The organism is Acuticoccus kalidii (assembly GCF_021556395.1).
GTDB classification, from domain to species: domain Bacteria; phylum Pseudomonadota; class Alphaproteobacteria; order Rhizobiales; family Amorphaceae; genus Acuticoccus; species Acuticoccus kalidii.
This window is the reverse complement of sequence record NZ_JAKGCS010000007.1, coordinates 171,766-197,773: the sequence shown is the minus strand read 5'-3', so window position 1 is coordinate 197,773 and position 26,008 is coordinate 171,766. Positions and strand designations below refer to the sequence as shown.

Here is a 26,008-nt window from a genome sequence, read left to right as displayed (position 1 = left end):
TATCAATATTAGAATAGAGAATTGGATTAGAATTATTCGAGTCCCAAATTTCGTGTTGCTTGGTGTGATCGATCCGAATTAAAACCTGTGCGGGTCGGTCGTTCGCGACATCGAAAGGCCGGTCCGCGCGCCTCGGCACGCCACATTGACATCATGGGAGGGACTGGGCCGCGAAGCGCACACGGGCGGGGACAGCGCGATCAAACTCACTTTAAATCATCCGTGGCTTTCTTGTGTTTGCAACAGAGCCTAGGCACTGTGCGACCCGTTCGACTTCGACCATTCATTGCGACGTGCGCCTTGCGGCGTGTCGTTCGACCGCCTGCACGACGGGGAAATTAATGAGCCAAGTGTTGCCGACGCTGAACGGGACGGTCCGCCCGTTTCGAGGATCCATCCGGCCGGCGATCGTTTTGTCCTGTCTCGTCGCGAGCGGCGGTGCGTTCGCGCAGTCCAACGCCGCCACCCCGCCTCCCGCCGTCGTCGTCGCCCCCGTCCAAGACCAGAATGTCGGGCGGAGCGATCAGTTCGTGGGCCGCATCCAGGCAATTCAAAGCGTCAATCTCGTCGCGCGCGTCGAAGGCTTTCTGGAACAGTTCCACTTCGCCGAAGGCTCGATGGTCGAGGCGAACGACACGCTGATCGAGATCGAGAAGGCGCCTTATCAGGCGGCATTGGCGCAGGCCCAGGGTCAGCTCGCCGCCGCGAACGCCCAGGTCTCCGGCGCACAGGCGCAATTGAAGAACGCCGAAGTCGTCCTCGAGCGGCAAAAGACCCTCGTCGCGCGCGGCACCGTGAGCCAGGCGACCGAGGACGACGCCCAGGCCTCCCGCGACGTGGCGGCCGCCAACGTCCAACAGGCCCAAGCCGCCGTCCAGGAGGCCGAGGCCGCCGTGCAGACGGCCCAGCTCAACCTTTCTTATACGGATGTCGTCGCGCCGATCACCGGACAGATCGGCGTGGTGAACATCACCGTCGGCAACCTCGTGAACACGCAGTCGGGCACGATCGCGACCATCAACCAGCTCGACCCGATCCGCGTCGCCTTCTCCATCCCGGAATCGCTCTATGTGAGCCTCGCCGGTGAGCGGCCCGTGCGCCGCCCCACGAGTTCCACGGCGACGAGCGCCGATGCCGCCAATGTCGACAACGCGGCCGCAACGCCCGCCGGCAGCGGCGCGGCGAGCGCGAGCCCCGCGGATGACGCCACCGCCTCCGATACCACCGCTTCCGACACCGCCGCGACGGAAAGCACCGGCGACGGCACGAGCGACGCCGCGACGAACGGCAGCGCCGCGCCCGCCACCGATGCGACCGCCCCCCAAGGCGATGCCGCCGCGACGCCGAGCGCCGCGACCGCCGCATCGACCGACGCGACCGCGGACCAGGGCGACGCGAGCACGGCGGACGCCCCGGCGGCCGCACCCGCCGACAGCGCCGCGTCCGCGGCCGCGACGGCGCCCCCGGCGATGACCGAAGGAAGCGACGCGCGCGCCGACGACCTCTTCAAGCCGGAACTCGTCCTGCCGAACGGCAAGACCTACACCCAGGATGGCCGCATCGCCTTCGCGAGCAACCAGATCGACGCGTCGACCGGCACGCTCGTCGTCTACGCCGATTTCCCCAATCCCGATTCGGTCCTGCTGCCGGGCTCGTTCGTCAACGTGAACGTTGCGGAAGCGAACGAGAGGCGGCTTCCCGTCGTCCCGGCCTCGGCGGTGCTGCAGGACCGGAACGGGCGTTATGTCTTCGTCGTGAACGATCAGAACCGGGCCGAGCAACGCCGGATCGAGACGGCGCAGCAGACCGAAAACGGCTTCCCGGTGACGAGTGGCCTCACCGCCGGCGAGACGATCATCGTGCAGGGGCTCCAAAAGGTGCAGGCGGGCCAAGAGGTGACGCCGACCCGGGACACGGCGAGCGCGCCAGCGGGCGGAGCCTCGGCAGGGGCCGGCACGTCCGGCGCCAACGCCTCGGGTAACGGCCAATGATCTCGAAGGTCTTCGTCGACAGGCCGCGGCTTGCGATCGTCATATCGCTCGTCCTGACCGTGGCGGGCATGCTCGCCCTCTACGCCCTGCCGGTCTCGCAATATCCCGACATCACGCCGCCCGTCGTCCAGGTGACGGCGAGTTATCCCGGCGCCGACTCGGAGACGATCGCCCAGACTGTCGGCGGACCGATCGAGGAGCAGGTCAACGGCGTCGAGGACATGACCTACATGTCCTCCACCGCCTCGTCGGCCGGCACCTACACGCTGAGCGTGACCTTCGATCTCGGCACCGATCCCGATATCGCGCAGGTGAACACGCAAAACCGCGTGTCTCAGGCGATGTCGCAATTGCCGCAGACCGTGCAGGCCCTCGGCGTCACGACACAGGCCCAGTCGACCAACATGCTGGGCGTCGTCAACGTGTTCTCCTCCGACAACACGTTCGATCCGATCTATATCTCGAACTACGCCACCATCAACGTGCGTGACCCGATCGCGCGCGTCACCGGCGTCGGCAACGCGACCCTTCTCGGCGCGCTCGATTATTCGATGCGCGTGTGGCTCGACCCGATCCGCCTCGCATCGCTGAACCTGTCGAGCCAGGACATCGTCGAATCGATCCAGGCGCAGAACATCCAGGCCTCGCTCGGCACCATCGGCGGCCCCCCGATCGGCGACGACCAGCAGACCCAATACACGATCACCGGTCAGGGCCAGCTCGACAATCCGGAGGATTTCGAGAACATCATCGTCCAGACCGGGGCCGACGGCGCGATCGTCCGCCTCAAGGACGTCGCGCGGGTCGAACTCGGCGCGCAAAGCTACGCCTCGAACTCCAAGCTCGACGGCAAGCCCGCCGCGAGTGTCGCGATCTATCAGGCGCCGGGCGCCAACGCGCTCGCCGTGATGGACGACGTCCGCGCCGAGCTCGAAAAGATCGCGACCCGCTTCCCGCAGGGCATGGAATACGAGCTCGTCTACGATTCCACGCTCTTCGTGTCGGCTTCGATCGAAGAAATCAAAGTGACGCTCGCCATCACTGCCGTGATCGTCATGCTCGTGACCTACATCTTCCTCGGCAATCTGCGCGCGACGATCATCCCGGCCGCGACGATCCCCGTCTCGCTGATCGGCGTCTTCGTCTTCCTGCTCGCGTTCGGCTTTTCGGCGAACACCATCAGTCTGTTCGCGGTCGTGCTCGCCATCGGCCTCGTCGTCGACGACGCGATCGTCGTGGTCGAGAACGTCACGCGATTGATGGAGGAGGGGCTCGATCGACGCGAGGCGACGCTTGAAGCGATGCGCCAGGTCCAGGGGCCGATCATCTCGACCACCCTCGTCCTTTTCGCATTGTTCGGTCCGGTCGCCTTCTTCCCCGGCATCACCGGCGAACTCTTCCGCCAGTTCGCGGTGACGATCTCGGCCGCCGTGTTGCTGTCGTCGATCAACGCGCTGACGCTATCGCCGGCGCTCTGCTCGCTCGTGCTGTCGACGAACACCAAGAAGATCAAGCCGCTCGCTTATTTCGATCGCGGGCTCGACAAGACCCGCAACGGCTACGTCTCGCTGGTGGGCTTCATCGCCCGGCGGTCGCTGATCGCCGGCATCGCCATCGTGGCGGCCGGCGCCGCGTCCGGCATCCTCCTCGGCAAAATGCCCACCGACTTCATCCCGCAGGAGGACCAGGGCGTTCTCTTCGTCGACATCTCGTTGCCGTCCGCCGCCGCGCTGCCGCGCACGCAGGCGGTCGTCGATCAGGTGAACGACATCGCACACCAGGTACCGGGCGTCGCGAACGTCATCACGGTGTCGGGTTACAGCCTGTTGACCGGGGCGCCCGCATCGAGCTCGGGCCTTGCGGTGATCGTGCTGAAGCCGTGGGGCGAACGGACGACGCCGGAGACCAGCCTCAAATCGATCTACGGGGCGCTGTCGCAAAAGTTCGCGGCGATGCCGCAAGCGAACATCTTCGCCTTCCCGCCGCCCGCGATCCCCGGTCTCGGCTCGGCCGGCGGTTTCGACTATCGTCTCCAGGCGCTCGGCGGCCAGTCGCCTGAAGACCTCGATCAGACGCTGAAGGCGCTCTTGGTTGAGGCCAATTCCGACCCGTCGGTCGGCCGTGCCTATTCAAGCTATTCGGCCGACGTGCCGCAGGTCTATCTCAACTTCGACCGGGCGAAGGCGGAGAGCCTCAACGTTCCGATCTCGAACCTTTATGGCGCGCTCCAGGCTGAGCTCGGCTCGCAATATGTGAACGATTTCAGCTATATCGGCCGCGTCTTCCAGGTGAACGTCCAGGCCGACGCGCCGTATCGGAAGAGCCTTCAGGATCTCAACCGGATCTATGTCCGCTCGACCGACGGAAACATGGTCCCGGTCTCGACCCTCACGGCGAGCGAGTTCGTGCTGGGGCCGGATCTGTCCTATCGCTACAACCAGTTCATGTCCGCGGGCGTGAATGGCAACGCCGCCGCCGGCTTCTCGAACGGCCAGGCGATGAACGCGATGGTGGAGGCCTCCAAGAAGATCCTGCCGGAGGGTTACGACTATTCCTGGTCGGGCATGTCCTATCAGGAGCAGGGACAGGGGAACGCGCTCGTTATCCTTCTCTCTTTGTCGATCCTCTTCGGCTACCTCTTCCTGGTCGGCCTATATGAGAGCTGGATGAACCCGCTCGCCGTGCTCGGCTCGGTGACGATCGCCGCCCTCGGCGCCATCGCGACGTGTGCCTATTTCGGCATCACCAACAACGTCTATGTGCAGATCGGCCTCGTCCTCCTCGTCGGCCTCGCGGCGAAGAACGCGATCCTGATCGTGGAATTTGCCAAAGAGGCGCGCGAGGAGGGGCACACCCGCTATGAAGCGGCCAAGCAGGCCGCCCATATGCGTTTTCGCGCGGTGTTGATGACGGCGTTCGCCTTCATTCTCGGCGTCGTCCCTCTCGTCATCGCGACGGGGGCGGGCGCGGCCTCACGGGTCGTGCTGGGTCTCACCGTCCTTGGCGGCATGGTGGCGGCGACCGTGGTCGGCATCGTCTTCATCCCGGGCCTTTATGTGATGTTCCAATGGCTGGGCGACACGGTGAGCCGCAACAAGCGGACGCCGGAATACAACAAGTCCGCCCCGCCGGCCCCCGCGCCGGCCGAGTAGGGGCCGCGCCGCCCGAATGGGAGCTGGCCGCCGCGCGGGCTGAATGGGGCCTCTGCGGCTCCGTTCCGACCGAGTTGAGGCTTGCCGGCTTCGTGCCGCGCGAATTGTGCCGACGACGAAAAGAGGCCGGTGCCCCCGCACCGGCCTCTTTCATTTCGGCATCGCCCCATCCAAGCAGGGCCGCGAGCCTCGCACCGAAGCGTGCGCAAAGCACCGGCGCGAGCGCGGCCGTCAGCGGGGCCGCGCTCCGGTCTAAAGGTGCTCGGGCACGAGGCGCATCGCCTGGCGGTGGATCAAGGATCGCAAGGGCTCGGCCGAATGGTGCGCCGGGATCACGTCCACCGTCTCCTCGATCAGATGCTTGATCCGGCGGAGCGCGCCGTCGACGCCATAGGTGTCGACGGCGTTCGGCCGCCCGAGCGCGTCGTCGCGTCCGGTGAGCTTGCCGCAACTTCCCGAGCGGCCGAACCGATCGTGAAGGTCGTCGGCGATCTGGTAGGCCGCACCGAGCCGAACCCCGATCTCCCGCCAAAACGCGACATCGCCCCCCGAGGCCGCCGCTCCGCCCGCCGTCGCGGCGCGAAACAGGGCGCCGGTCTTGGCTGCGTGATAGTGGGCGAGATCATATCGCGCCTCACTCTCCATCGCCTGACCGGCGACGAGCCCGTCGGGCGAGCCGGCGCTTTCGGCAAGGAGGGACAACAATTGCGGCAACCGCGCCCCCGCCTCGCTCGCGACGTCGGCGAGCGCACGAAAGGCAAGGACGATCAGCCCGTCCCCGGCGAGGATCGCGAGTGCCTCGCCCGAATGGGCGTGCACCGAGGGCCTGCCACGCCGCAAGGGCGCGTCGTCGAAGGCCGGGAGGTCGTCATGGACGAGGGAGGCGCAATGGAGGAACTCCACCGCGGCGGCATAACCGTCGGTCACGATGGGCCTGTCGTCGCCGCACGCATGGGCGACGCCGAGAACGAGGGCGGGGCGAACACGGCTGCCGCCGCCGAAGACGGCGTGCCGAAGAGCCTCTCCGAGGCGAGCCGGACGGTCGCGCCCGGCGAGATGACGCTCGAGCGCGGCTTCGATCCGCGCCGTCATCGCGGTGTGCCGCGCGTTTGACGAAAGGCGGCGCGGGCTGGGGCGCTGTCCCGTGCGGCTGAGGCCGGACCGGACCGACGTCCCCGCGCCGGTCGCGACCGGCGCGCTTTGCCGCAATGCATGCGCCGGGACGGATGGGTCCCGGGCGGGTCGGGGTCTAGATGGTTGTCTCGCCCCTGTGCAACGAGCGGACTTCCTCGACCGCGAATGCGACGAGGCCACCCAGAATCAACAGCAGCTCCATCAGAATGATCAGGTCCGTATCCATATCGACCCTCGCTCAATCGTTCGCCGGGTTCGGCCCGGACATATTGCGTCGCCACAGTACGATCGTCAGTGTCGCCGCGTATATCATCCATACAATATAGGGCAGAAGAAGCAGCGCGGCGCCGGGTGATATACAAAAAAATGCTAAAATCGTTGCGAACGTCATGAAACACGTGAGAATTGCGACGAACGCGGCGAGGTCGAGCCGGCGCAATCCGAAGGCGATCGGTCCCCAGGAGGCCATCAACGCAAGTTGAAGTCCGTAGATTACCAGCGGCCAGACCCGTTCGGCCGGCGTCGCCGAAACGATGAAGATGTAGCCCGAGGCGGCGACGAGGACGAACAGGATACCCCAGATCGGGCCGAGCGCCCAATCCGGCGCAGCCCAACGGGGCCGCGCGAAGCTCCCCAAGCGGCGGTCGGGCGGAAACGCGGCACCGCTCGCGACCACGGTCAAGTTGGCAGCGACCACCATCAACAGCACGGGCCAGCTTTCGATCATTCCTCAGTTTCCAGCCGTCGCGAACGTCCATACGCACCATGTCGACACCGCCAAGATATACCCGTCCGGGCTACATACGGTTGACGGCGCGAAATGGTTTTCGTCTGTCCGCAGAATTGTCGTCGCCACCGACGATGACGACGCCGTGTTCGAGGGAAACGAACCGCCGGAGGGGCGGCAAAACTCAGACGGTGATCGGCGCGGCGAGGCTCTCGAGCAAGAGGTCGAGCGCCGTCAAAATGCTCCTGCGCCGCACCTCGTCGCGTCCGACGTCGCCGAAACGCGCCACCCGGTGGCGTGTCCCGGCCGCGTCGGCGATCGCGAAATGAACGAGGCCGACCGGCTTTTCCGCACTGCCGCCGCCCGGACCCGCGACGCCGGTGACCGAAACGGCGACCCGCTCGGCCCCCTTCGGCGCCCGGGCGAGCGCCGCCTCGCGTGCGGCGCGAGCAAGGGCACGGGCGGTGCGCTCACTGACGGCGCCGTCACTCACGAGGAGCGCCTCGGGAACGCCGAGCTGGACTTTTGCGGCGTTGGAATAAGTGACGAAGCCGCCATCGACGGCGTCGGACGACCCTGCGATCGCCGTCAACGCGCCGGCGACGAGGCCGCCGGTGCATGATTCGGCCGTCGCGAGCATCACGCCCCGCGCTCGCGCTGCGTCGAGCACGGCTTCGGCCTTCGATCTGATCTCGTCGTCGAACATCGCATTTCGTCCTCTTGTCGCCGGGAGCGGGCGGGGACGGCGCTTCGGCGCGCCTGTGGCGACGCACCGGCGACCCCGCCGCGGACCACCCGTTCACCCGCGCACGAAATTTTAGTCGACTCTACACGGCAATTGAAATCCGCATGACGGACAATGGCGGCAATCGGGGATTTTCCGTTCGTCGATCGAGGCGATGGCGGAAAATGTTACGCGCATTCGACTATTTCGCGAACGAAAGTGTCAGCGCAGAAGCACCGTCGCCACCGCCTGCGCGGCGATCCCTTCGCCGCGTCCGGCAAATCCGAGCCGCTCCGTCGTCGTCGCCTTCACCGCGATGCGGGCGACCGGAAGGCCGGTGATTTCCGCGATCCGCTCCCGCATCGCCTCGCGTAAGGGGCCGATCTTCGGCTTTTCGCAGATGATCGTGAGATCGAGATGGGCGATCTCACCGACCGCCTTCGCGCGGTCGGCCGCGAAGGCGAGAAACTGGTCGGACGCGGCACCTTTCCAGGCTTCGTCCGACGGGGGGAAATGGTGGCCGATATCCCCGTCCGCGATCGCGCCGAAGATCGCGTCGGTGAGCGCGTGGAGCGCGACGTCGGCGTCGGAATGGCCGCTGAGACGGTAGGGAAGGTCGAGTGTCAGGCCGCCGAGGATCATCGGGCCGCCGGGCACGATCCGGTGGACGTCGAAACCCTGGCCGATGGCCGGGCGGGCGGGCAGCGCCGCGCGCGCGACCTCGAGATCGTCGATCGTGGTAATCTTGAAATTCTCCCGCTCACCCATGACGACGCGGACCGGATAGCCGGCCGCCTCCATCACCCCGGCATCGTCCGTCGCCATCTCTAGCATCTTGTGGTGGGCGGCGAGGAGGGGGGCGAAGGCGAAGCCCTGCGGGGTCTGCGCGGCGACGAGCGCATCGCGCGAGACGGTGCCGGCGATCTGCTCCCCCTCCACCCGCTTCAATGTGTCGGCGACGGGAAGGCCGGGAATGACGGCGTCATCGACCGCGAGCGCGTCGATCACCCGCCCGATCAGCGCGGCCGACACGAACGGGCGCGCCCCGTCATGGATCAGCACGCGGGCGGGCGCGTCGCCGGTCAGATGGTCGAGCGCGGCGCGTACCGAGGCCTGCCGCGTCGCCCCGCCGGTGACGATCTCGACGCGCGCCGCGCGTGGTCCGATCGCATCACAGAGCGCGGCATCGTCGTCCGCCCCGATCACCACGATGACGCGGCGGACGCGCGGATGGTCGAGGAAGGCGTCGACCGCGCGGGCGAGCACGGTCTCCGCCCCGAGGGGGAGATATTGTTTCGGCGTCGCACCGCCGAGGCGGGCGCCTCGGCCGGCAGCGAGCACCACGGCGTCGATGGGCTCGATGGTCATCCCGTGCTCGTAGCCGAGGACGGGCGAAAGGGGAATTGGGGACGGCGATCTTCCCCTTCACTTCGGCGGTGGCTCAGAGGGTTTTGTACATGATCGTCGTGGAATCGAGCCGGTCGGTTCCATAAGGGTCTCGGGCATAGCCGGGGATCACGCCGACAGTCTGATAGCCGAGCGCCGTATAGAGCGGCTCGGCCGCGTCGCCGGTGCGCGTGTCGAGCGTGATGAGGGTGCGGCCGAGCGGGGCGGCCCGGCGCTCGGCCTCCACCATCAACCGTTTTGCGATTCCCATGCGCCGCGCATCCGGGTGGACCATCAATTTGGCGATATCGGCGCGATGGGGCTGGTTGGGCGGCGTGTCGTGGACGAGCTGCACGGAGCCGACGATCCACCCTTCATGGCGGGCGACCAACATCGTGATGCCGCCCGATTCGACACGCGGCAAAACCTTGTCCCGCCAGAAGCGCTCCGCGTCGGCGGGCGTGAACGGGAGCACGAAATTGATGCTCGCGCCCGCCGCGACCACGTCGGCGAGGAGGGCGGAAAGGGCGTCGATTTCGGCGCGGATCGCCTCGCCGTCCAGCCTGTCGATCGTCAGAGTTCGGCCCATGGTCACACCATTACGAGAATATAGTGGGCGGCGGTCTCGGGCGCCGTCTCGAACCGGCTCTTGCCGAAGAGCTGATAACGCAGGCAGTCGCCGGCGACGAGGTGGTGCGAGACCGTGTCGAGGGTGACGGACAGCCGCCCCTCGATGAGATAGAGATGATGCTCGAGCCCCGGCCGCGGCGCGCCGTCATAGTCGATGAGGGTGCCGGGGTGCAGCCTCACCTCCACCATTTCGGCCGACAAGGCGCGGCTCGGCGGGGAGACGGAGCGGCGCTCGAAGCCGATTTCGGGATCGTGCCACACCGGCTGCGCGTCCCGGTGGAGGAGGGGGACGAAATCATCCTCCATCATCGTCATCAGGCGCGACATCGTCAGCCCGTAGGCGAGGCAGAGCTTGGCGAGCGCGCTCGCGGTCGGGCTGACATCGCCGTTTTCGAGGCGGGAGAGGGTCGCGCGACTGACGCCGGACAGGGCGGCCAGATTGTCGAGAGACCAGCCGCGCTCCTGGCGCAGCGCCTTGAGGCGTGCGGCGATCCGGGCATCGAAGATGGCGATCTCGTGCGACCCGTTCATATTCGGGATATTGTTCCGAATGTGAACGGTCGTCAAGTCGGACTTATGGCGACTGTTACGACCCCGCGGCCGCCGACGCGTGCGCAAGCCTCTCGATCTGTCTGCCCCGGGTTGCCTCTTTCGCCATGCTCGGGAAATGATGAGCGGGAGACGGCCGAGAAAGAGACGGGACGATGCGCGTGGAGAGCGAGACCGGCCACGATCCGAGAGCGACGCGTCTCGTCTCCGGCACGGGGCTTTCTATCGGCTTTCTCCTGTTCGCCGCCTCCCTCACGCCCTCGCTCATTCCGCGCGACGCGCTGATGCAGGGGCTCCTCGGCGGGGCGCTGTTCGCCTTCGGCTATCTCGTCGGGATCGCGGCGATCGCGCTGTGGGACTGGCTCGGCCTTCGCCGCGTGTCGCGTCGGGCGGGCAATATCGCGGCCTTCATCGCCGCCGCCTTCGGCCTTTCCTGCCTCGCTTTCTCGCTGTCTAAGGCGGCGGAGTGGCAGGATTCGATCCGCGTCCTGATGGGCCTTCCCCCGGTCGACACCACCCATCCGTTGAGCGTCGCGCTGATTGCGGCGGGCATGGCGGCGGTGCTGTTCTTCGCCGGCTGGGTGTTCAAGCTGATCGTGCGTCAGGTGGGGCGGCGCCTCGAGCGCGTCATTCCCGAACGCGTCGCGATCACGATCGCGATCGGCATCGCCGCTTTTTTGTTCTTCAGCCTCATCGACGGTGTGTTGATCCACTATAGTTTGCGCGCGGTGGATTCCTTCTACGCCAAGCTCGATTCCCTCATCGATCCGGACACCGAAGCCCCGACTGATCCGATGACGAGCGGCAGCGAAGCCTCCCTCGTCAACTGGCGCGAACTCGGCGCGGCCGGGCGTCAATTCGTGGCGAACACCACGAGCGAGGCCGATCTCGCCGCCTTCTGGGGCGGGCCGGTCACCCAGCCGCGGCGCGTCTATGTCGGCCTCGGCTCGGCCGATGACGTTGAGGAGCGGGCCGAGCTCGCCCTCGACGAGTTGATCCGCGTCGGCGGTTTCGAGCGGGAGGTGCTGATCGTCGCGATCCCGACCGGTACGGGCTTCATGGACCAGGGCGCGATCGCACCGCTCGAATACCTCCATCGCGGCGACACGGCGACGGTGGCGATGCAATATTCCTACCTTCAGAGCCCGTTCTCGCTGATCTTCGAGCCCGGCTATGGCGCCGCCACGGCGCGCGCTTTGATGGCCGCGATCTATGATCATTGGCGCGCGATGGACCGGGAAACCCGGCCGCGCCTCTACCTCTACGGCCTCAGCCTCGGCGCGCTGAGCTCTGAGGAATCGGTCCGCTTCTACGAGATCCTCGGCGATCCCTATGACGGCGCGCTGTGGGCCGGCCCGCCCTTTCCGAGCCCCATGCACACCTCCGTCACCAACGAGCGGAATGCGGAGTCGCCCGCCTGGCTTCCCCGCTTCGAAAGCGGCTCTTTCGTGCGCTTCACCAACCAGACGGACCAACTCGATTGGCCCGGCGCCCGGTGGGGTCCGATGCGCGTCGTCTACCTCCAATACGCCTCCGACCCGATCGTCTTCTTCGACTGGTCGACCCTTTGGTGGAAACCCGATTGGCTGAACGAGCCGCGCGGGCCGGACGTGTCGCCGCTGGTGCGATGGTTCCCGGTCGTCACCGCATTACAGCTCGCGGCGGATATGGCCGTCTCGACCAAGGTGCCGCGCGGGCATGGGCACGAATATGCGCCGTCGAATTATATCGACGCTTGGGTCGCGGTGACCGAACCCGATGCCGGCGAGGCCGACATCGCGCGCATCAAGGATCGCTTCGACGGGCCTCAATAGCCAAGGGCCATTCCGTCTTTGCGATGGTCGGACGCGCCCCAGAGGACGCCGCGCTTCTCGTCGATCGCGACGGCCTGGCAACCGCCGAGCGGCGAATCGGCCCAGCGCGTCTTGTGGCCACGATCTTCGAGGGCGGCGCGGGTCGCGTCCGAGATCGTCGGCTCCAGGCTGATCGCGCCATCCGTATAGAAGGACCGCGGCGCGTCGGACGCCATCTGCACGTCGAGCCCATGGTCGAGGAGCTGGGACACGAAATGGACGTGCCCGGCCGCCTGATATTGCCCGCCCATCACGCCGAAGGCGACGGCGGGGCGTCCGTCCTTCGACAGGATCGCCGGAATGATCGTGTGGAGCGGGCGCTTGCGCGGACCGAGGGCGTTCGGATGGCCAGCCTTCAGTGTGAAGCCCGCCCCGCGATTGTGGAGGAGGACGCCGGCCTTCGGCGCGTAGATGCCGCTGCCGAAGGCGAAGAAGATCGAGTTGATGAGGGTGATCGCGTTGCCGTCCCGATCGACGACGCTGAGCGTCACCGTATCCTTGTGAACGGGGAGCGGCGCGGCCTCGATCGGCCCGGCGCGCGTCATGTCGATCGCTTGGCGAAGCGTTGCGATGACGGCCTCGTCGAGCGCGTCCTCGGCCGGACCGCCCATATAATCCGGGTCCGCGACGATCGCGTCGCGCTGGCGGTAAGCGAGTTTGGTCGCCTCCGCGAGGAGGTGGATCCGGTCGACTTCGCTGGCGTCCGACAGGTCGAACCCGTCGAGGATACGGGCGATGATGAGGGCGGTGAGACCCTGACCGTTGGGCGGGCACTCATTGAGGGTGTGACCGCGATAGGCGGCGGCGATGGGCGCCGTCTCGGTCGTCCGTGTGAGGGCGAGATCGTCGAGCGTATGAAGCCCGCCGAGCGCGCCGAGCGTTGCGACGATATCCTCCGCGACCGGGCCCTCATAAAAGGCGCTCGCCCCGTGCCGTCCGATCTCGCGCAGCGTCGAGCCGAGCGCGGGGTTGGCGATCGTCTCGCCGATCACCGGTGCGCGGCCCTTCGGCAGGAATTGGCGTGCGGACGCCTCGTAGGGTTCGACACGCCAGGCGAAGCGGCTCCAGTCATAGGCGACGCGCGGGGTGATGGTGAAGCCGTCCTCGGCGGCTCGGACCGCCGCCCGCAGCGTGTGGGAGAGGGAGAGGCGGCCATAAAGGGCGCTCAGATTGCACCAGGCGTCGACCGCTCCGGGCACCGTCACCGCGTGGACGGAGGTGTCCGCGAGACGGGTCATCCCCTGTTCGACGAGCGCCTCGGCGTGGGCGGCGGCAGGGGCGCGGCCGGAGCCGTTGAGCGCCACCATCGGCCCGTTCGCGGGGGCGTAAAGGGCAAAACAATCGCCGCCGATCCCCGTCATCAACGGATCGACGACGCTTTGGACGGCGACCGCCGCGATTGCCGCGTCGACCGCATTTCCGCCAGCGCGCAGAATATCCACCGCGGCGAGCGTCGCGGCCGGGTGGGAGGTGGCGGCCATGCCGTTGGTGGCAATCGCCACCGAGCGGCCGGGCTTCATGAAATCGCGTTCGCGCATCTGGTCGTTTCCGTCCGAATTCAGACCTCGATCCCTGCGGCAGCCGCGCTGTCGCACACGATCAAGGCGTTGGGGTGACGCTGGAGGGCGGAGGCGGGATTGCCTGCCCGAACGGGCCCGTCGACAGCATCGGCGAGAGCGTGCCGCTTGTGAGCGCCGGTGGCCAGCAAGATGACGCGACGCGCGTCGAGGATCGTCGCGATTCCCATCGTCATCGCATGGGTCGGCGTCCGCTCCAAGCTGCCGAAGTCTTCCGCGTTGGCCTCGCGCGTCATCGGCGTGAGGTGGACCTTGCGTGTGCGGGAGGTGAGGGAGGATCCAGGCTCGTTGAAGCCGATATGACCGTTCCGCCCGATGCCGAGGAGTTGGAGGTCGATCCCGCCCGCAATGCGGATCGCCCGCTCGAACGCCGCTTCGCCGCCTTCGGCCGGGAAGTGGATCCGCGACGGGTCGATGTTCGTCTTCGCGAAAAAATGATGCCTCATATACGTGCGGAACGCGCCCGGATGGTCGGGGGCGATATCGCAATATTCGTCGAGGTTGAACGTTGTCGCACGTGCAAGCGGGAGCCCGCCATGGCGGTGTGCGCGCACGAGGCGGTGATAGATCCCGATCATCGTCTTTCCAGTCGCAAGCCCGAGAACAGCGTCGGCCTTGCGGGCGATCGTCTCGATGAGGACGGACGTGACGGCCGCTTCCGCCTCCTCCGCCGTGCGGTGAACCGCAATCACCGGACGGATCACCGTGCGCCGCCCCGCTGGCTCGCCCGGCCGGTCCCGTCGAGCGGAACGGCGAAAAGCGTCTCCCGCAACCGCTCCCGGCCGGTCGCGATCGCCCCGATCAGCGCTGCGCGCGGGCCGAGCGTGCTGATCGCGCATTCCGGCGGCTCGGGCATGCAGAGCGGGAGGTGGTGTTTGACCCGCGCGAGAAGCTCGGGCCGCGCGCCGACATTGCCGCCGAGAACGACCCGTTCCGGATCGGCGACGGCGCACACGGCGAGGATCGCGGTCGCGAGGCATCGACCGACGCGATCGATCGTCTCGATCGCCGCCGCGTCGCCCGCGCCGGTGAGGTCCATGATCTCCCGCACGCTGACATCGGCGCGGCCCGACAGGCTCTCATAAAGGGCGCTGATGCCGGCGCTGCCGACAGCGGTCTCGAGCGCGCCGGACTTGAAGGTGCGCGCATCGAACGGGTCGGCGCCGATCGGAAGCGTCGCGATTTCGCCCGCCGCCCCCCGTGCGCCGCGCACGATCCGATCATCGTTCACGATGCCCATGCCGATCCCGATGCCGATCGCGATAAACACGAAGCTGTGCACCGCTCGGCCCTCGCCGCGCCATTGCTCGCCCTTTGCGGCCATGTTGACGTCGTTGTCGACGCGGATCTCGAAGCCGGCGAGTTCCGACAGGCGCGCATCGAGCGCAAGCCCCTCGAGATCCTTGATATTCGGCACCATGGCGAGGCGCTGGGTGCGCGGATCGTAGGCGCCCGGAATGCCGACACTGCCAAGGGCGATGCGCTCGCGCGCGGTTCCCGCCATCTCGGCGAGATGGTCCGCGAGGGCGGCGATCTGGGCGAGGAGGTGATCGCCGCCCCGCGGATCGGTCGGCTCTTCCCGCTCGGCGACGATCGTCCCGTTCATGTCCCCGAGGGCGGCCTTCACCGAGGAGCCGCCGATATCGGCACCGAACACCAAGAGGCGCCGCGGGCGGACCGCATAGAGCGTCGCATTGCGTCCGACGCCGCCGCGGGCGTGACCCGTGACCTCGAGCCAGCCATCGTCTTCCAGGGTGCGGAAGACCTCGGACATCGTTTGCTTGGACAGCCCCGTCACCCGCGCGAGAGCGGCACGGGAGATCGCTCCGTCCATGGCCGCGTGCATCACGGTGCGCAAGGTGAGCTGCCGCGACACGGGCACCGAGGACAGATCGATCATCGCCTATATCGCCTTCTCGTCATTCGTTCGGGGAAGAGGCGGTGCGTCCGCCCGAACGTCGAAACTTGATCCGACTTCCAATGTGCGACGGTCAAGTCGTCGGGGCGATGCCGGCGAAGCGATGGACATGGTGACGCGTGGCCGAGAGGCCGGCGCAATAGCTGCCGACGATGGGCTGCATCTGGCGGAAGATCGCGCGGTGGGTCGCGGTGAGCGCATCGAGCCGCGCGATCGCCTCGCCGACCCGCGGCCGAAGGCGCCCGATGTCGAGGGTGAGGAGCTTGCGGTCCCGCACCACCCAGCGCCCGTTGATCATCACGTCCCGGACGGCGGTAGAATCCTCGGCCTGAACGACCTGATTGAGGACGTTGCGCAGCGGCAGATAATGGACGGCCCCGAGGTCGAGGAAGACGAGATCGGCGTAATAGCCGCGATCGATGCGGCCGATATTCGGCATTCCGAGCGCGCGTGCGCTGCCCTCCGTCGCCGCATGGGCCGCTTCACGGGACGTCACCCACTGGCGATAATCGTTCGAGAAGAGGTGCGAGGTGTAAGCGGCGAGGCGCGTCGCTTCGTACATGTTCTGATTGTCGCAACAACTCGACGAATCGGTGCCGACCGCGACATTCACCCCTTCGTCGAGGAGGCGGCGCATCTGCGGCAGCCCGGAGCCGAGCCGCATGTTGCTCGCGACGTTGAGGACGACGGAGACACCCTCGTCCGCAAGGCGCATCATGTCGCCGTCGCTGAGCCAAACCCCGTGCGCGGCCGACAGGTCCGGCCCGAGGACGCCGAGCCGGGCGAGGTGTTCGGTGAGGCTCATCCCGTAGCGGCGCTGGGCGGCGACCTCCTGCACCTTCGATTCGGAAAGGTGGGTCTGGATCATCATCCCATGCTCGCGGGCGAGCGCGACACAACCGTTCATGAAGGCGTCGGTGCAGAGGAGGGGGACCGTCGGGCCCATCGCGAGCGGGATATCGTCCTGCGCAAAGGGCCAGCTCCGCGCGATCTCCTTGATACGTTTCAGCACGACCTCGCCGTCGGGGCTCGTCAACGCGTCGACTTCGCGCCGCAGGTTGTCGGGCAGTGCGTCGTAGAGGCCGGGTATGGCGTGGAAAAAGGGATGATCGGCGACCATCGGCGCGAGCACGGCGCGCATACCGACATCGCTATAGGCTTGGGCGGCGGCCGTCAGCCCGTCGAGCGTGGGCACCGGCAATTCGAGGAACATGTCGTAACAGGCGGTGCATCCCTTCAGCACCATTTCGGCCGCGCCGATGGCCGTCGAAAGATACTTGTCCTCACGGCTGCGTTGGCCGGTGAGCCACGGACCCGCGGCGAGCAGCAGCTCGAGCGTCACATCGTCCGTGACGCCGCGCGAATAGTGGCCGTGCCCGTGGGTGTGGGCGTTTACCAATCCCGGATGGACGATCCGATCGGACGCATCGATGACGGCGGCGTCGGGCGGAGCCTCCATGCCGTGCGGGCCCACCTCCGCGATGCGCCCGTCGATCACCAGAATGTCGTGCGGCTTGGCGACGCCGTCGCCCGGATTGAGAACGAGGCCCGATCGAACAATCAGGCGCGAGGGGTTCGCCATGCACACTTCCTTCCCGAGCGGGCCGGCGGGCCAGTAAAACGTTCGCGCGGATCGATCCCAGACGCAAAGTTGATCACGATCGTAGGCTCGACCCCGTCGAACAATGATAGCCGATTTTTCGCATACAGAGTTTGATTTCGCGCAGACGCATTGCGACGATTACAGATATATTTTCATCCTTTTGTCCCCGTTCCGGCCGCTATTTGGCGGGACTCACCGGTCCGACCAACCGACGCCGGCGGCAATCGTGTTGCGCCGCGCCGCGTCGAGCGAGCCGGCGATATCGATGGCCGCCGTCAGCGGCTCGACGATGACGGCCTCGAACCCGAGCTTTCGAGCATCGAGCGCCGACCAGGCGACGCAGAAATCGGTCGCGAGCCCGCACAGCACGACGCGCTCGACGCCCCATTCCCGAAGCGCGCCGCCGAGACCCGTCGGCGTCGTGCCATCATTTTCGAAGAAGGCGGAGTAGGAATCGACGCTCCGGTCATAGCCCTTGCGCACGACCATCCGCGCGAGAGCCGCGTCGAGGCGCGGATGAAAGGCCGCGCCACTCGTCGCCGCAATACAGTGATCGGGCCACAGGATCTGTTCGCCGTAGGCCATCGTAATCTGGCTGAACGGCGCGGCGCCGGGGTGGTTGGAGGCAAAGGAGGTGTGGTCCGCCGGGTGCCAGTCCTGGGTGAGGATGACAGCCGGAAAATTCCGCGCGAAGGCGTTGATCGGCTCGACGATGGCATCGCCGCCCTCAACGGCGAGCGCACCGCCTTCGCAAAAATCATTCTGGACATCGACGATCAAGAGCGCGTCCGTCGGGGCGATGGTCAGCGACATCGCAACCTCCCTCGGCAATCGAAACGGGAATCAGGTGGTTATGGTGAGGGGATCGATATCGACGAACTCTTCGTCGCCCGTCGTTCCATCGAGCCACATCGTGATCGCGAAGCGGGCAGGGGCGGACAGCACCGTCATCGGATGATGCCACACGTTGGCGCGATAGGTGATGCCCGTCAGCCCCTCGGCGACGAAGGCGGCCGCGCGGTCCATGGCCGGTCCATCGCCGGCGACGTTCTGCGGCGCGACGAGGACCAGATAGCGCGCCGGCGCCATCGGTATGAAGGTCTGCGAGGAGTAGGGATGGCGCTCCATCTTGGTGCAGACAAGCGGCAACGTCGCCGCCGCTTCGATGAGCGCGACCGACAGGCTCGGCCGCGCCGCCGGCCGGAGCGTGGCAAGCCCGTCGTCGTGATAGTGGCGCCCGGCGGTCTCGGGCGCCGGGACGACCGTGCCGAAGGGCGCGAAAGCCTCCGCCGTCAGGGGAGCGATGGGAAGAGTGTGCACGGGGCCGTCCGTCCGCATGTCTCTGGGGACCAAAGGTCTACCAGGACACAACGCCTTTGCGAACGATCGGTCCCCGAGCGCGTCAAAATGCGAAGTCGGCCTCCGTGAAGGTGAGCGCCGCGGCCTCGAGGAGACGGACTGTGCCGTTGTCGGTCTCGAACACCATGTCGTCGCCGTCGACGTGGAAGCGGGCGAGGATCGCCGAAAGCGGCAGCCCGAGCGCCGACATGTCGAGGACATCCTGTCCCTGCACGAAATCCGTGATGGTATCGTTGCCGCGCAAATGGGTCACGACGAACGTGTCCGCCCCACGTCCGCCGGTGAGGAGGTCGGACCCCGCGCCGCCGTCGAGCGTGTCGTTGCCGCGCCCACCATCGAGGGTATCGTGGCCGCCGCCGCCGAACAGGGCGTCGTGACCGCCATCGCCGTGCAGAATGTCGTGCCCGCCATTGCCGTTGAGTTCGTCGCGGCCATGGCCGCCGATCAGCGTGTCGTGGCCCGGACCGCCGACGATGGTGTCGTTGCCGCGCAAGCCGCTGAGGCGGTCGCTGCCGGATCCGCCGATCAAGACGTCGCCGAGATCGCGCCCGAAGAGCTCGTCATGACCGCGGCCGCCGACAATGCGGTTGAAGTCATTGCCGCCGATCAGCGTGTCGTCGCCGCTCGTTCCCGTCACGTGCAGCGTGAGGGCCGCGTCGTCGAAGGTGACCTCGACGCCGGCGAGAGCCTTTGGCGGGCCGTATAGATATTTCAGCGCCTGCTGGTCGAGCGAGCGATATTGCGCCTTGTCGTGGCCGACATCGTTGTAGCTCATCAGCGTGCGGTTCGTGTTGTCGAACCGGTCCGAGAGAGTGGGCTCGCCGTCGAACGGGTGCTTGAGACCGAGGGCGTGGCCGACCTCGTGCAGCAAGACCTGGAAGCCGTAGGACCCGCGGTCGAAGCTCTCATAGGTGTCCGTCATCGCGATTTCGCTGACGGTGCGGGCGCGGTTCGCCGTGACGTCTGGAATGCCGGCCCACGATTCGCCGGTGCCGAAGGTGTTGTAGGAGAGCGTGATCATCGCGTCCGCCGCCTCGCCGACCTCGACGAGGAGGACGCCGGCGACACGCTCCACGGCCCGCGTCGCAAGGCGCATCGCGGTCTGCAGCGCCTCGTCCGCCGCGGCGAGCCCATCCCACAGGTCGTCGCCGCTGGTGAAGTGATAGGTGACGATCGCCGGCGCGCCGACGTCCGTCATTCCGTTGTGGCGCGCATGGTCTCCGGCGAGAATAGCCTCGTAATAGTTCATTGGAGAAATTATAACCTCGATCACGATCTGAATTTACATCAGAACGGATGTAAATCCCGACAAAGTTCATGGGATTTACTGAGGCGTTCTCGCAGAGAATGCAAGCGGCGGGGCGCCGCGCCGTCACCAGAAGCGGGCGACGCGGAAGGGGGCGACGTCGAGCGGCGGTGCCATATCGTCCACCATGTCGGCGACGATGCGGGCGGTCGCCGCCGATTGGGTGAGGCCGAGATGGCCGTGACCGAAGGCATAGAGGATCCGTCGGTCGCGCCGGGACGGGCCGATCACCGGCAGTGAATCCGGCATCGAGGGGCGGAACCCCATCCATTGCCGCCCACCTTCGGTGACGAGGTCGGGGAGGAAGCGTTTCGCCTTCGCCAGCATGGCGTCGGCGCGGGCGAAATTGGGCGCGAGCCTCAACCCGCCGAGCTCGACCGCCCCGCCGACCCGAACCCCCGAGTTGAGCCGCGAGATGACGAACCCGTGCTCGGGAAAGGTGATATGACGCTTGAGATCGAAGGCATCGGCCGGCAGCGTGGTGTTGTAGCCGCGTTCGGTCTCCAGCGGCACCGGATCGCCGAGCGGCGCGGTCAGCTGCTTCGACCACGCCCCGGCGGCGATGACGACATGGTCGGCCGCGATCGTCTCCCCGTCGAGGGTGACGACCGGCCCGTCGCCGATCGCCTTCACCTCACCCGTGACGAATGTTCCCCCGCGCGCGCGCACCACGTCGGCGAGGGCGACCGCATAATCGTAGGGATCGCTGATCGTGCACCAGCCGGGAATGAGCGTGCCGTGGGTGAAGCGCGGGGAGAGGCCGGGCTGCGCGGCGGCGAGTTCGGCCCCGGTGACATGGTGGAACGCGACACCCTCGGCGGCGCGGGCGTCCCATGAGGCGAGGGCGGCCTTGAACGAAGCCTCGCCTTCATAGACTTCGAGCGCGCCTTCGCGCCGCAAATGCCCGGCGAGGCCGGCGGCGTCGAGGAGGGCCGGCGCTTCGGTGCGGGCCAGACGCATCATCGCAGCTTGTGCGGTGAGCGAACCGGCGGCCGCGCTCGCCCGGCTCGCCCGCCAGAACCGATAGAGCCACGGCGCGAGGGCGGGCAGATAAGACGGCCGCACGCTAAGCGGCCCGACCGGATCGAGCAGCCAGCGCGGCGCCTTCTTCATGATTCCCGGCGAAGCGAGCGGCATCACGTCGGAGAAGGCGAAGGCGCCGGCATTGCCGTAACTCGCCCCGCGCGCGATCTCGCCCCGCTCGATGATGGTGACGCGGTGGCCGCGTTGGATTAAGGCAAAGGCTGTGCTGAGGCCGACAATCCCGGCCCCCACGATCGCGACATCGGCGCTCATCGTTCTCTTCTCCTGACCGCCCGCCGTGCCTGGCGGAGGTTCAAACTTTTACCGCGATTGCGTGACACGCGTCCGCCGCCCGATCCCGCAAACCGGGCCCGTGATTGGGATATATAGAGGTTCGGGCAAATTTAGCGTTGCCATGACGCAGTCGCGGACCATAGTTGACGCGACCGGGCAAGGCTGATGATTCTTCATCGCATACACACAATGTGAGGCGACTTATATGCAAGGCTCCGTCGCACCGCCAAAACCGAAGCCTCCTATGACGCTCGGTAGGCGGATCAAGCAGGCGGTCAATTGGCCGAGCAAGGCCATGACCGTCAAGCTCGAGCACATGATGGGCAAGGGCTCGCTCGTCGGTGACACCGCTGTTCTCGACAAGACCGAGTTTCCGTGGGTCGCCGAGTTGGAAAAGAACTGGGCCACGATCCGCCGCGAACTCGAAGAGGTGCTGCCCGTCTCCGGCCAATTGCCGACGATGCAGTACATCTCCAAGACGCAGCGCAAAATCATCAAGACCGATGGGTGGAAGACCTATTTCTTCCGCGCCTACGGCCTGCGCGCCGACGAGAACTGCAACCGTTGCCCGGAAACGGCGCGGCTCGTCGATGCGATCCCCAATTGCGAGGTCGCCTTCTTCTCGATCCTCGCCCCCGGTTCGCACATCTCGGCCCATCGCGGCGTCTATAAGGGTCTCGTCCGCTCGCATCTCGCGCTCGTCGTACCCGAGCCGAGCGAGAACGTGCGCATGGCCGTCGGCGACGAGATGATCTATTGGCGCGAGGGCGAATGCGTCGTCTTCGACGACACCTATCGGCACGAAGTGTGGAATGACACCGACGGCGTGCGCGTCGTGCTCCTCATCGATGTCCACCGCCCCTTGCCGCCGGGGCTGCGCCGCCTCAACGAGACCATCCTCAAGATCGCGCGCTATATGCCGTTCGTGACCGAGCCGGTGAAGCAGCACCGCGCCTGGGAGAAAGAGTTCTACGGCTCCAAGGATTGATGCCGCCGCCCCGCCGTCGCCGGCGGGGCAGGCCGGGCCTCTGCTTCGCCGCCGCCCCTCGTCGCGTGGTCGACGGCATTTCCGCTCATTGCCCCGAGATCATTGCCCCGATCGCTGCCAAAGACCGCGCGGGCGTGAACCGGGCGCGAGGGCGGCCGGCGCGACCGCTGTCCAACCACGGCCGTTCATCGGGCCGGCCGATGATCCCGCCTCGGTGAAGCGACCTTTGTCATCCCCCCATAGTCGCTGAACGCGCATCGCGCGTCATCGCGCGTTGCTGGGAGCGTGCGGCGCCTCATCTTCCCGACTTGTTGTTGGATAAAATTGTTCGGTGTTGGATTCCAAAATATCCGTCATGTTCCCACGATCCGACACATCGAAATCTCATCTTGCCTTAATGTGATCACTGAAAACGCCAAATCGAGGCTGGCGTCTGCCGATGTTCGCCAAGCATCGTGAGGCGTCAGCCGGTTGAAGCGGTTGCGTGTTTGGCCGGTTACACCGGCGATATGGTCGAAATACCGCGCCATACTTGAATTGATTGCGTGGAGCTTGGGAGGCAACAATGGCCATCAATATTGTCCAGAACGGCGGGGCGGATCTCAGTTCGTTCGATTTCACGCTTTCCAGCGATGTCGGGATCGCGAAAAACGTGGTGACGGAACCGAGCGCGTTCAGCTACTACACCGGCCTCACGAACGCCGTTCAAGAAACCTGGACTTGGCCCGGCTTCGATCTCATTTCCGGCACGCTCCAGGCGAGCGGCGAGACCGATGGCGACGCGAGCTTCGTGGGCTTCGAAATCAGCCAAATTCTGAACACCGGCTGGGACGCGGATATCGTCCGCGGACGCCTCATGCTCGAGGTCGGCGGCGAGAACTCTGGTTTCCAAGGTGCTGGTCTCCGATTGAACGAGCAGCTCCGCCCCAGCCTCGACGTGGTGACGCTCGCGCCGGATCCGATCGAAACGGAGCCGCTGCTCGTAACCGGGCGTGGAAGCGATATCGTCTCGGGAATCGCGACGGGGACCAACGCCGGTGGACCCGAAGCGGTCCTTCACCTCGTCGGCATTGCCAACGGGTCGACGATCGATCTCGGCCAGGGCAGCGACCTCCTCGTCGCCTCGGCCTCCGGCTCGGTCGAGGCGGGGAGCGCAGGGTTGGCGACCGTGGTCGGCCTCGGCCAGCTTTACGACATCTCCGCGCGCGCCCCTGGCCCGACGTCCATGATCGAGGCGGGCGCGGGCCACGACACGATCCTCGCCACAGCGTCCGTCGACGGGGAAATCGTGTCGCTGAGCTATGCGGTCGCCATCACCAGCCACCAGATCGACATGGGCAACGGGTTCGACCGGATCACCGCGCGGGCCTCGATGGAGCATGGCGACAACGCCAACCTCTCCTCCGTGCGCGGGATCGAGCAGAGCGAAATCGACACCGGCGCCCAGAATGACGTCGTCAAGGCGATGGTCGACGCCGACGGTGGGGCGAACAGCTCCGCGAGCGGCACCACCGCGATCGGCAGCACGACCATCACGACCGGCACCGGCAACGATCGCGTCATTGCGGCGACCTCCCTCGATGTCGGTGATTTTTCCGAAGTGTCCAGCATCACCGCGATCGATCATGTCAGCATGATCGAGACGGGCGAGGGCAACGATCGTGTCGTCGCGAAACTCGATATCGATGTCGGCGCTTCGGCCGCGGCCGATCAGAGCGCGGCGCTCGGCGGCAGCGTCTCGACCGGCGCCGGTGACGACCTCATCTTCGCCAAGCTGTCGCTCGATGGCGATGCGGAAAGCATCACGTCCTCGTCCGCCGCGATCCGAGGCGGCGAAAGCCAATCGATCCACATGGGCGAGGGGCGCGACACGCTGATCGCCAAGGCGGACATCGACAATCCGGACGGCGAACTCGGATTTGCCGCGGGCATCGTCCTCGCCACGATCGACATGGGCGCGGACAATGACACGGTGATCGCGAAGGGGGCGTCGACGGTCTTCGGCGCGAACCTTGCGCCGGGATCCGGCTCGTACGGTATCGTCGACAGCACGCTGCAGCTCGGCGACGGGGACGATTTGCTGATCGCGCGCGGCGCGAGCGGCGGCATCTACAACACCACACTCTTCGGCGGCTCGGGTGACGACGAGTTCGACATCGGCAGCGGCTTCGGCACCGTCGATGGCGGCACCGAGACGGATCTGTTGGTCCTCGCGGGCAACATGGAAGATTTCATGTTCGAGGCGGGCATGAGTGTCTTCACCGGGCATATCACCGGGGACGGGACGGAGCTCTTGGTCGCCGATGTCGAGCTCTTCGAGTTCGATGACGGCATCTACTCCTATGCCGAATTGTTCGGGATCGATCCCGTCTGATCGGAACGGCGGCCCGCATTCCGGAACGTCAAAACCCGGCATCGTGACGATGCCGGGTTTTGATTGTCAGACCGCCCGGTCAGGCTAACTTTGCATCGGCGGGAATGATCGGCGTGTTGGCACCGCCGAGCCGGTTGATGAATCGTTTCAATCGGTCGAGCCCTTCGGCGAGATCCTCCATCGAGGCTGCGTAGGAGAGGCGGACGAATTTGTCCGCCCCGCTGTGACCGAAATCGAGCCCCGGCGTCAGCGTGACGTGGGCCTCCTCGACGGCGCGCTCGCAAAAGCGCATGGCGTCGAGGCCCGTCGCGGAAATGTCGATATAGACATAGAACGCGCCGTCGGGCGGAACCGGCACCGGAAGGCCAATCTCTGCGAGGCGGGACAGGACGAAGGCGCGGCGCCGTTGGAACTCGGCGCGGCGCGCCTCGCAGACGGCGATCGATTCCGGGGTGAAGCATTGAAGCGCCGCGCGCTGGGCGGGAGCGGACGGGCAGATATAATAATTCTGCGCGAGCGGCTCCATGATCCGCACCATGTCCTCAGGCAGCACGCACCAACCGAGCCGCCAGCCCGTCATGCCGAAATATTTCGAGAAGCTGTTGATGACGACCGCGCCCGGATCGACCGCGAGCGCGCTCTGAGGCGGATTGCCCGCCGCGTCGGCATCGCTGAGATTGAGATAAATCTCGTCCACGATGCGCCAGGCACCCTTTCCTTCGGCGAAGGCGCACGTCTCGACAAGCTCGGAGGGGACGATCGACGTGCCGGTCGGGTTGGAGGGCGTCGCAATCATCAGCCCGCGCGTTGCCGGGGTCCAATTCGCGCGCACCGTCTCCGCATCAAGCTGAAAGCGTGATTCGACGCGGGTCGGCACGAGCTTCACCCTCGCCCCGAAGCCGGACAGAAAATGCCGATTGCACGGATAGGACGGGTCGCCGACGATCACCTCGTCGCCGGGATCGACGAGCGCCGCCGTCACGAGGAGGAGAGCGGCCGACGCACCCGCCGTGACGACGATCCGCTGCGGGTCGATGTCGAGCCCGTGGGCGGAGCGGTAGAAGCCGGCAATCGCCTCGCGAAGGGCGGGCAGGCCCAGAGCGTCGGTATAAGGCAGCTGGCCGCTCTTCGCGATATCGGCCATCGCCGTGAGCACTGCCGGCGGAGCGCCGAAATCCGGCTCGCCGATATTGAGCTTCGCCACATTGTGGCCGGCGGCCTCGAGTGCGGCGGCCCGCTTTGAAAATTCCATCGCGAAGAATGGCGCGATGTCGAGCGCCCGTTGTGCGTATTTCATGTCCCGTCTCCGATCGCCCCTTCGCACTGCCGTGCTTTGGTGGCGATGTCACGTCTGGAATACGCCAACAGCGGTTTGCGTTGTCGTCCCACGGGAGAGACGGCCGCTTTGTGGCGCGCCGGA

Annotated in this window: 20 protein-coding genes; 5 read left to right on the top strand and 15 right to left on the bottom strand. The window is 66.5% G+C overall.

Features of this window, described 5'->3' with window-relative positions:
• Positions 1-341 precede the first annotated feature (341 nt).
• Positions 342-1,991 (top strand): efflux RND transporter periplasmic adaptor subunit, encoded by a 1,650-nt coding sequence (locus L1787_RS04435; protein WP_235707327.1) that lies wholly within the window; start codon positions 342-344, stop codon positions 1,989-1,991.
• Positions 1,988-5,143, top strand: coding sequence for an efflux RND transporter permease subunit (locus L1787_RS04430; RefSeq protein WP_235707326.1), 3,156 nt, complete (start codon positions 1,988-1,990; stop codon positions 5,141-5,143). Before L1787_RS04435 ends, L1787_RS04430 begins: the two co-directional genes overlap by 4 nt.
• Positions 5,144-5,395: 252 nt before the next feature.
• Here the strand turns inward: L1787_RS04430 and L1787_RS04425 are convergent, their stop codons facing one another.
• The 6 genes from L1787_RS04425 to L1787_RS04400 all read right to left on the bottom strand — a co-directional run bounded on the left by L1787_RS04425 (position 5,396) and on the right by L1787_RS04400 (position 10,275).
• Positions 5,396-6,235, bottom strand: a complete 840-nt coding sequence (locus tag L1787_RS04425; protein ID WP_235707325.1) for a polyprenyl synthetase family protein — start codon at positions 6,233-6,235, stop codon at positions 5,396-5,398.
• A gap of 280 nt (positions 6,236-6,515) precedes the next feature.
• A complete protein-coding gene (locus tag L1787_RS04420) occupies positions 6,516-7,004 on the bottom strand; it encodes a TspO/MBR family protein (protein ID WP_235707324.1) in 489 nt (162 codons plus the stop codon).
• 184 nt (positions 7,005-7,188) lie between these two features.
• Positions 7,189-7,710: a CinA family protein gene (locus L1787_RS04415; RefSeq protein ID WP_235707323.1), complete on the bottom strand. Its 522-nt coding sequence runs from the start codon at positions 7,708-7,710 to the stop codon at positions 7,189-7,191.
• 240 nt (positions 7,711-7,950) lie between these two features.
• Positions 7,951-9,096 (bottom strand): bifunctional 2-C-methyl-D-erythritol 4-phosphate cytidylyltransferase/2-C-methyl-D-erythritol 2,4-cyclodiphosphate synthase, encoded by a 1,146-nt coding sequence (locus L1787_RS04410; RefSeq protein WP_235707322.1) that lies wholly within the window; start codon positions 9,094-9,096, stop codon positions 7,951-7,953.
• 73 nt (positions 9,097-9,169) lie between these two features.
• The gene (locus L1787_RS04405) at positions 9,170-9,703 is read right to left on the bottom strand and encodes a GNAT family N-acetyltransferase (protein ID WP_235707321.1); all 534 of its coding nucleotides are present in this window, start codon (positions 9,701-9,703) and stop codon (positions 9,170-9,172) included.
• Between the two features lie 2 nt (positions 9,704-9,705).
• Entirely contained in the window at positions 9,706-10,275 is a 570-nt protein-coding gene (locus tag L1787_RS04400) for a helix-turn-helix domain-containing protein (protein ID WP_235707320.1), read from the bottom strand.
• A gap of 173 nt (positions 10,276-10,448) precedes the next feature.
• Here L1787_RS04400 and L1787_RS04395 point away from each other — a divergent pair, with 173 nt between their 5' ends.
• The gene (locus L1787_RS04395; protein ID WP_235707319.1) at positions 10,449-12,107 is read left to right on the top strand and encodes an alpha/beta hydrolase; all 1,659 of its coding nucleotides are present in this window, start codon (positions 10,449-10,451) and stop codon (positions 12,105-12,107) included.
• Here the strand turns inward: L1787_RS04395 and ggt are convergent.
• The 8 genes from ggt to L1787_RS04355 all read right to left on the bottom strand — a co-directional run bounded on the left by ggt (position 12,101) and on the right by L1787_RS04355 (position 21,205).
• Positions 12,101-13,684: a gamma-glutamyltransferase gene (gene ggt, locus L1787_RS04390; protein ID WP_235707318.1), complete on the bottom strand. Its 1,584-nt coding sequence runs from the start codon at positions 13,682-13,684 to the stop codon at positions 12,101-12,103. The two genes, L1787_RS04395 and ggt, sit on opposite strands and share 7 nt — an antisense overlap.
• 20 nt (positions 13,685-13,704) lie before the next feature.
• On the bottom strand, positions 13,705-14,415 hold the full coding sequence (locus L1787_RS04385; protein ID WP_235707317.1) for a glucosamine-6-phosphate deaminase: 711 nt from the start codon (positions 14,413-14,415) through the stop codon (positions 13,705-13,707).
• 8 nt (positions 14,416-14,423) lie between these two features.
• On the bottom strand, positions 14,424-15,623 hold the full coding sequence (locus tag L1787_RS04380) for an ROK family transcriptional regulator (RefSeq protein WP_235707316.1): 1,200 nt from the start codon (positions 15,621-15,623) through the stop codon (positions 14,424-14,426).
• Positions 15,624-15,714: 91 nt separating this feature from the next.
• A complete protein-coding gene (locus L1787_RS04375; protein WP_235707315.1) occupies positions 15,715-17,223 on the bottom strand; it encodes an amidohydrolase family protein in 1,509 nt (502 codons plus the stop codon).
• A gap of 213 nt (positions 17,224-17,436) precedes the next feature.
• A complete protein-coding gene (gene pncA / locus L1787_RS04370) occupies positions 17,437-18,057 on the bottom strand; it encodes a bifunctional nicotinamidase/pyrazinamidase (RefSeq protein WP_235707314.1) in 621 nt (206 codons plus the stop codon).
• 30 nt (positions 18,058-18,087) lie between these two features.
• Positions 18,088-18,564: an ureidoglycolate lyase gene (locus L1787_RS04365; RefSeq protein ID WP_235707313.1), complete on the bottom strand. Its 477-nt coding sequence runs from the start codon at positions 18,562-18,564 to the stop codon at positions 18,088-18,090.
• A gap of 82 nt (positions 18,565-18,646) precedes the next feature.
• On the bottom strand, positions 18,647-19,852 hold the full coding sequence (locus L1787_RS04360) for a hypothetical protein (protein WP_235707312.1): 1,206 nt from the start codon (positions 19,850-19,852) through the stop codon (positions 18,647-18,649).
• Positions 19,853-19,975: 123 nt separating this feature from the next.
• Positions 19,976-21,205, bottom strand: a complete 1,230-nt coding sequence (locus tag L1787_RS04355; RefSeq protein WP_235707311.1) for an NAD(P)/FAD-dependent oxidoreductase — start codon at positions 21,203-21,205, stop codon at positions 19,976-19,978.
• Between the two features lie 316 nt (positions 21,206-21,521).
• On the opposite strand from L1787_RS04355, the gene L1787_RS04350 reads away from it, so the two are divergent.
• Together L1787_RS04350 and L1787_RS04345 are read left to right on the top strand one after the other, a co-directional pair.
• Complete coding sequence (locus L1787_RS04350) at positions 21,522-22,214, top strand: aspartyl/asparaginyl beta-hydroxylase domain-containing protein (protein WP_235707310.1); 693 nt, start codon at positions 21,522-21,524, stop codon at positions 22,212-22,214.
• Positions 22,215-22,779: 565 nt separating this feature from the next.
• The gene (locus L1787_RS04345; RefSeq protein ID WP_235707309.1) at positions 22,780-24,588 is read left to right on the top strand and encodes an autotransporter outer membrane beta-barrel domain-containing protein; all 1,809 of its coding nucleotides are present in this window, start codon (positions 22,780-22,782) and stop codon (positions 24,586-24,588) included.
• A 79-nt stretch (positions 24,589-24,667) separates the two neighbouring features.
• On the opposite strand, the gene L1787_RS04340 is transcribed toward L1787_RS04345, so the two are convergent.
• On the bottom strand, positions 24,668-25,885 hold the full coding sequence (locus L1787_RS04340) for a pyridoxal phosphate-dependent aminotransferase (protein ID WP_235707308.1): 1,218 nt from the start codon (positions 25,883-25,885) through the stop codon (positions 24,668-24,670).
• Positions 25,886-26,008 lie beyond the last annotated feature (123 nt).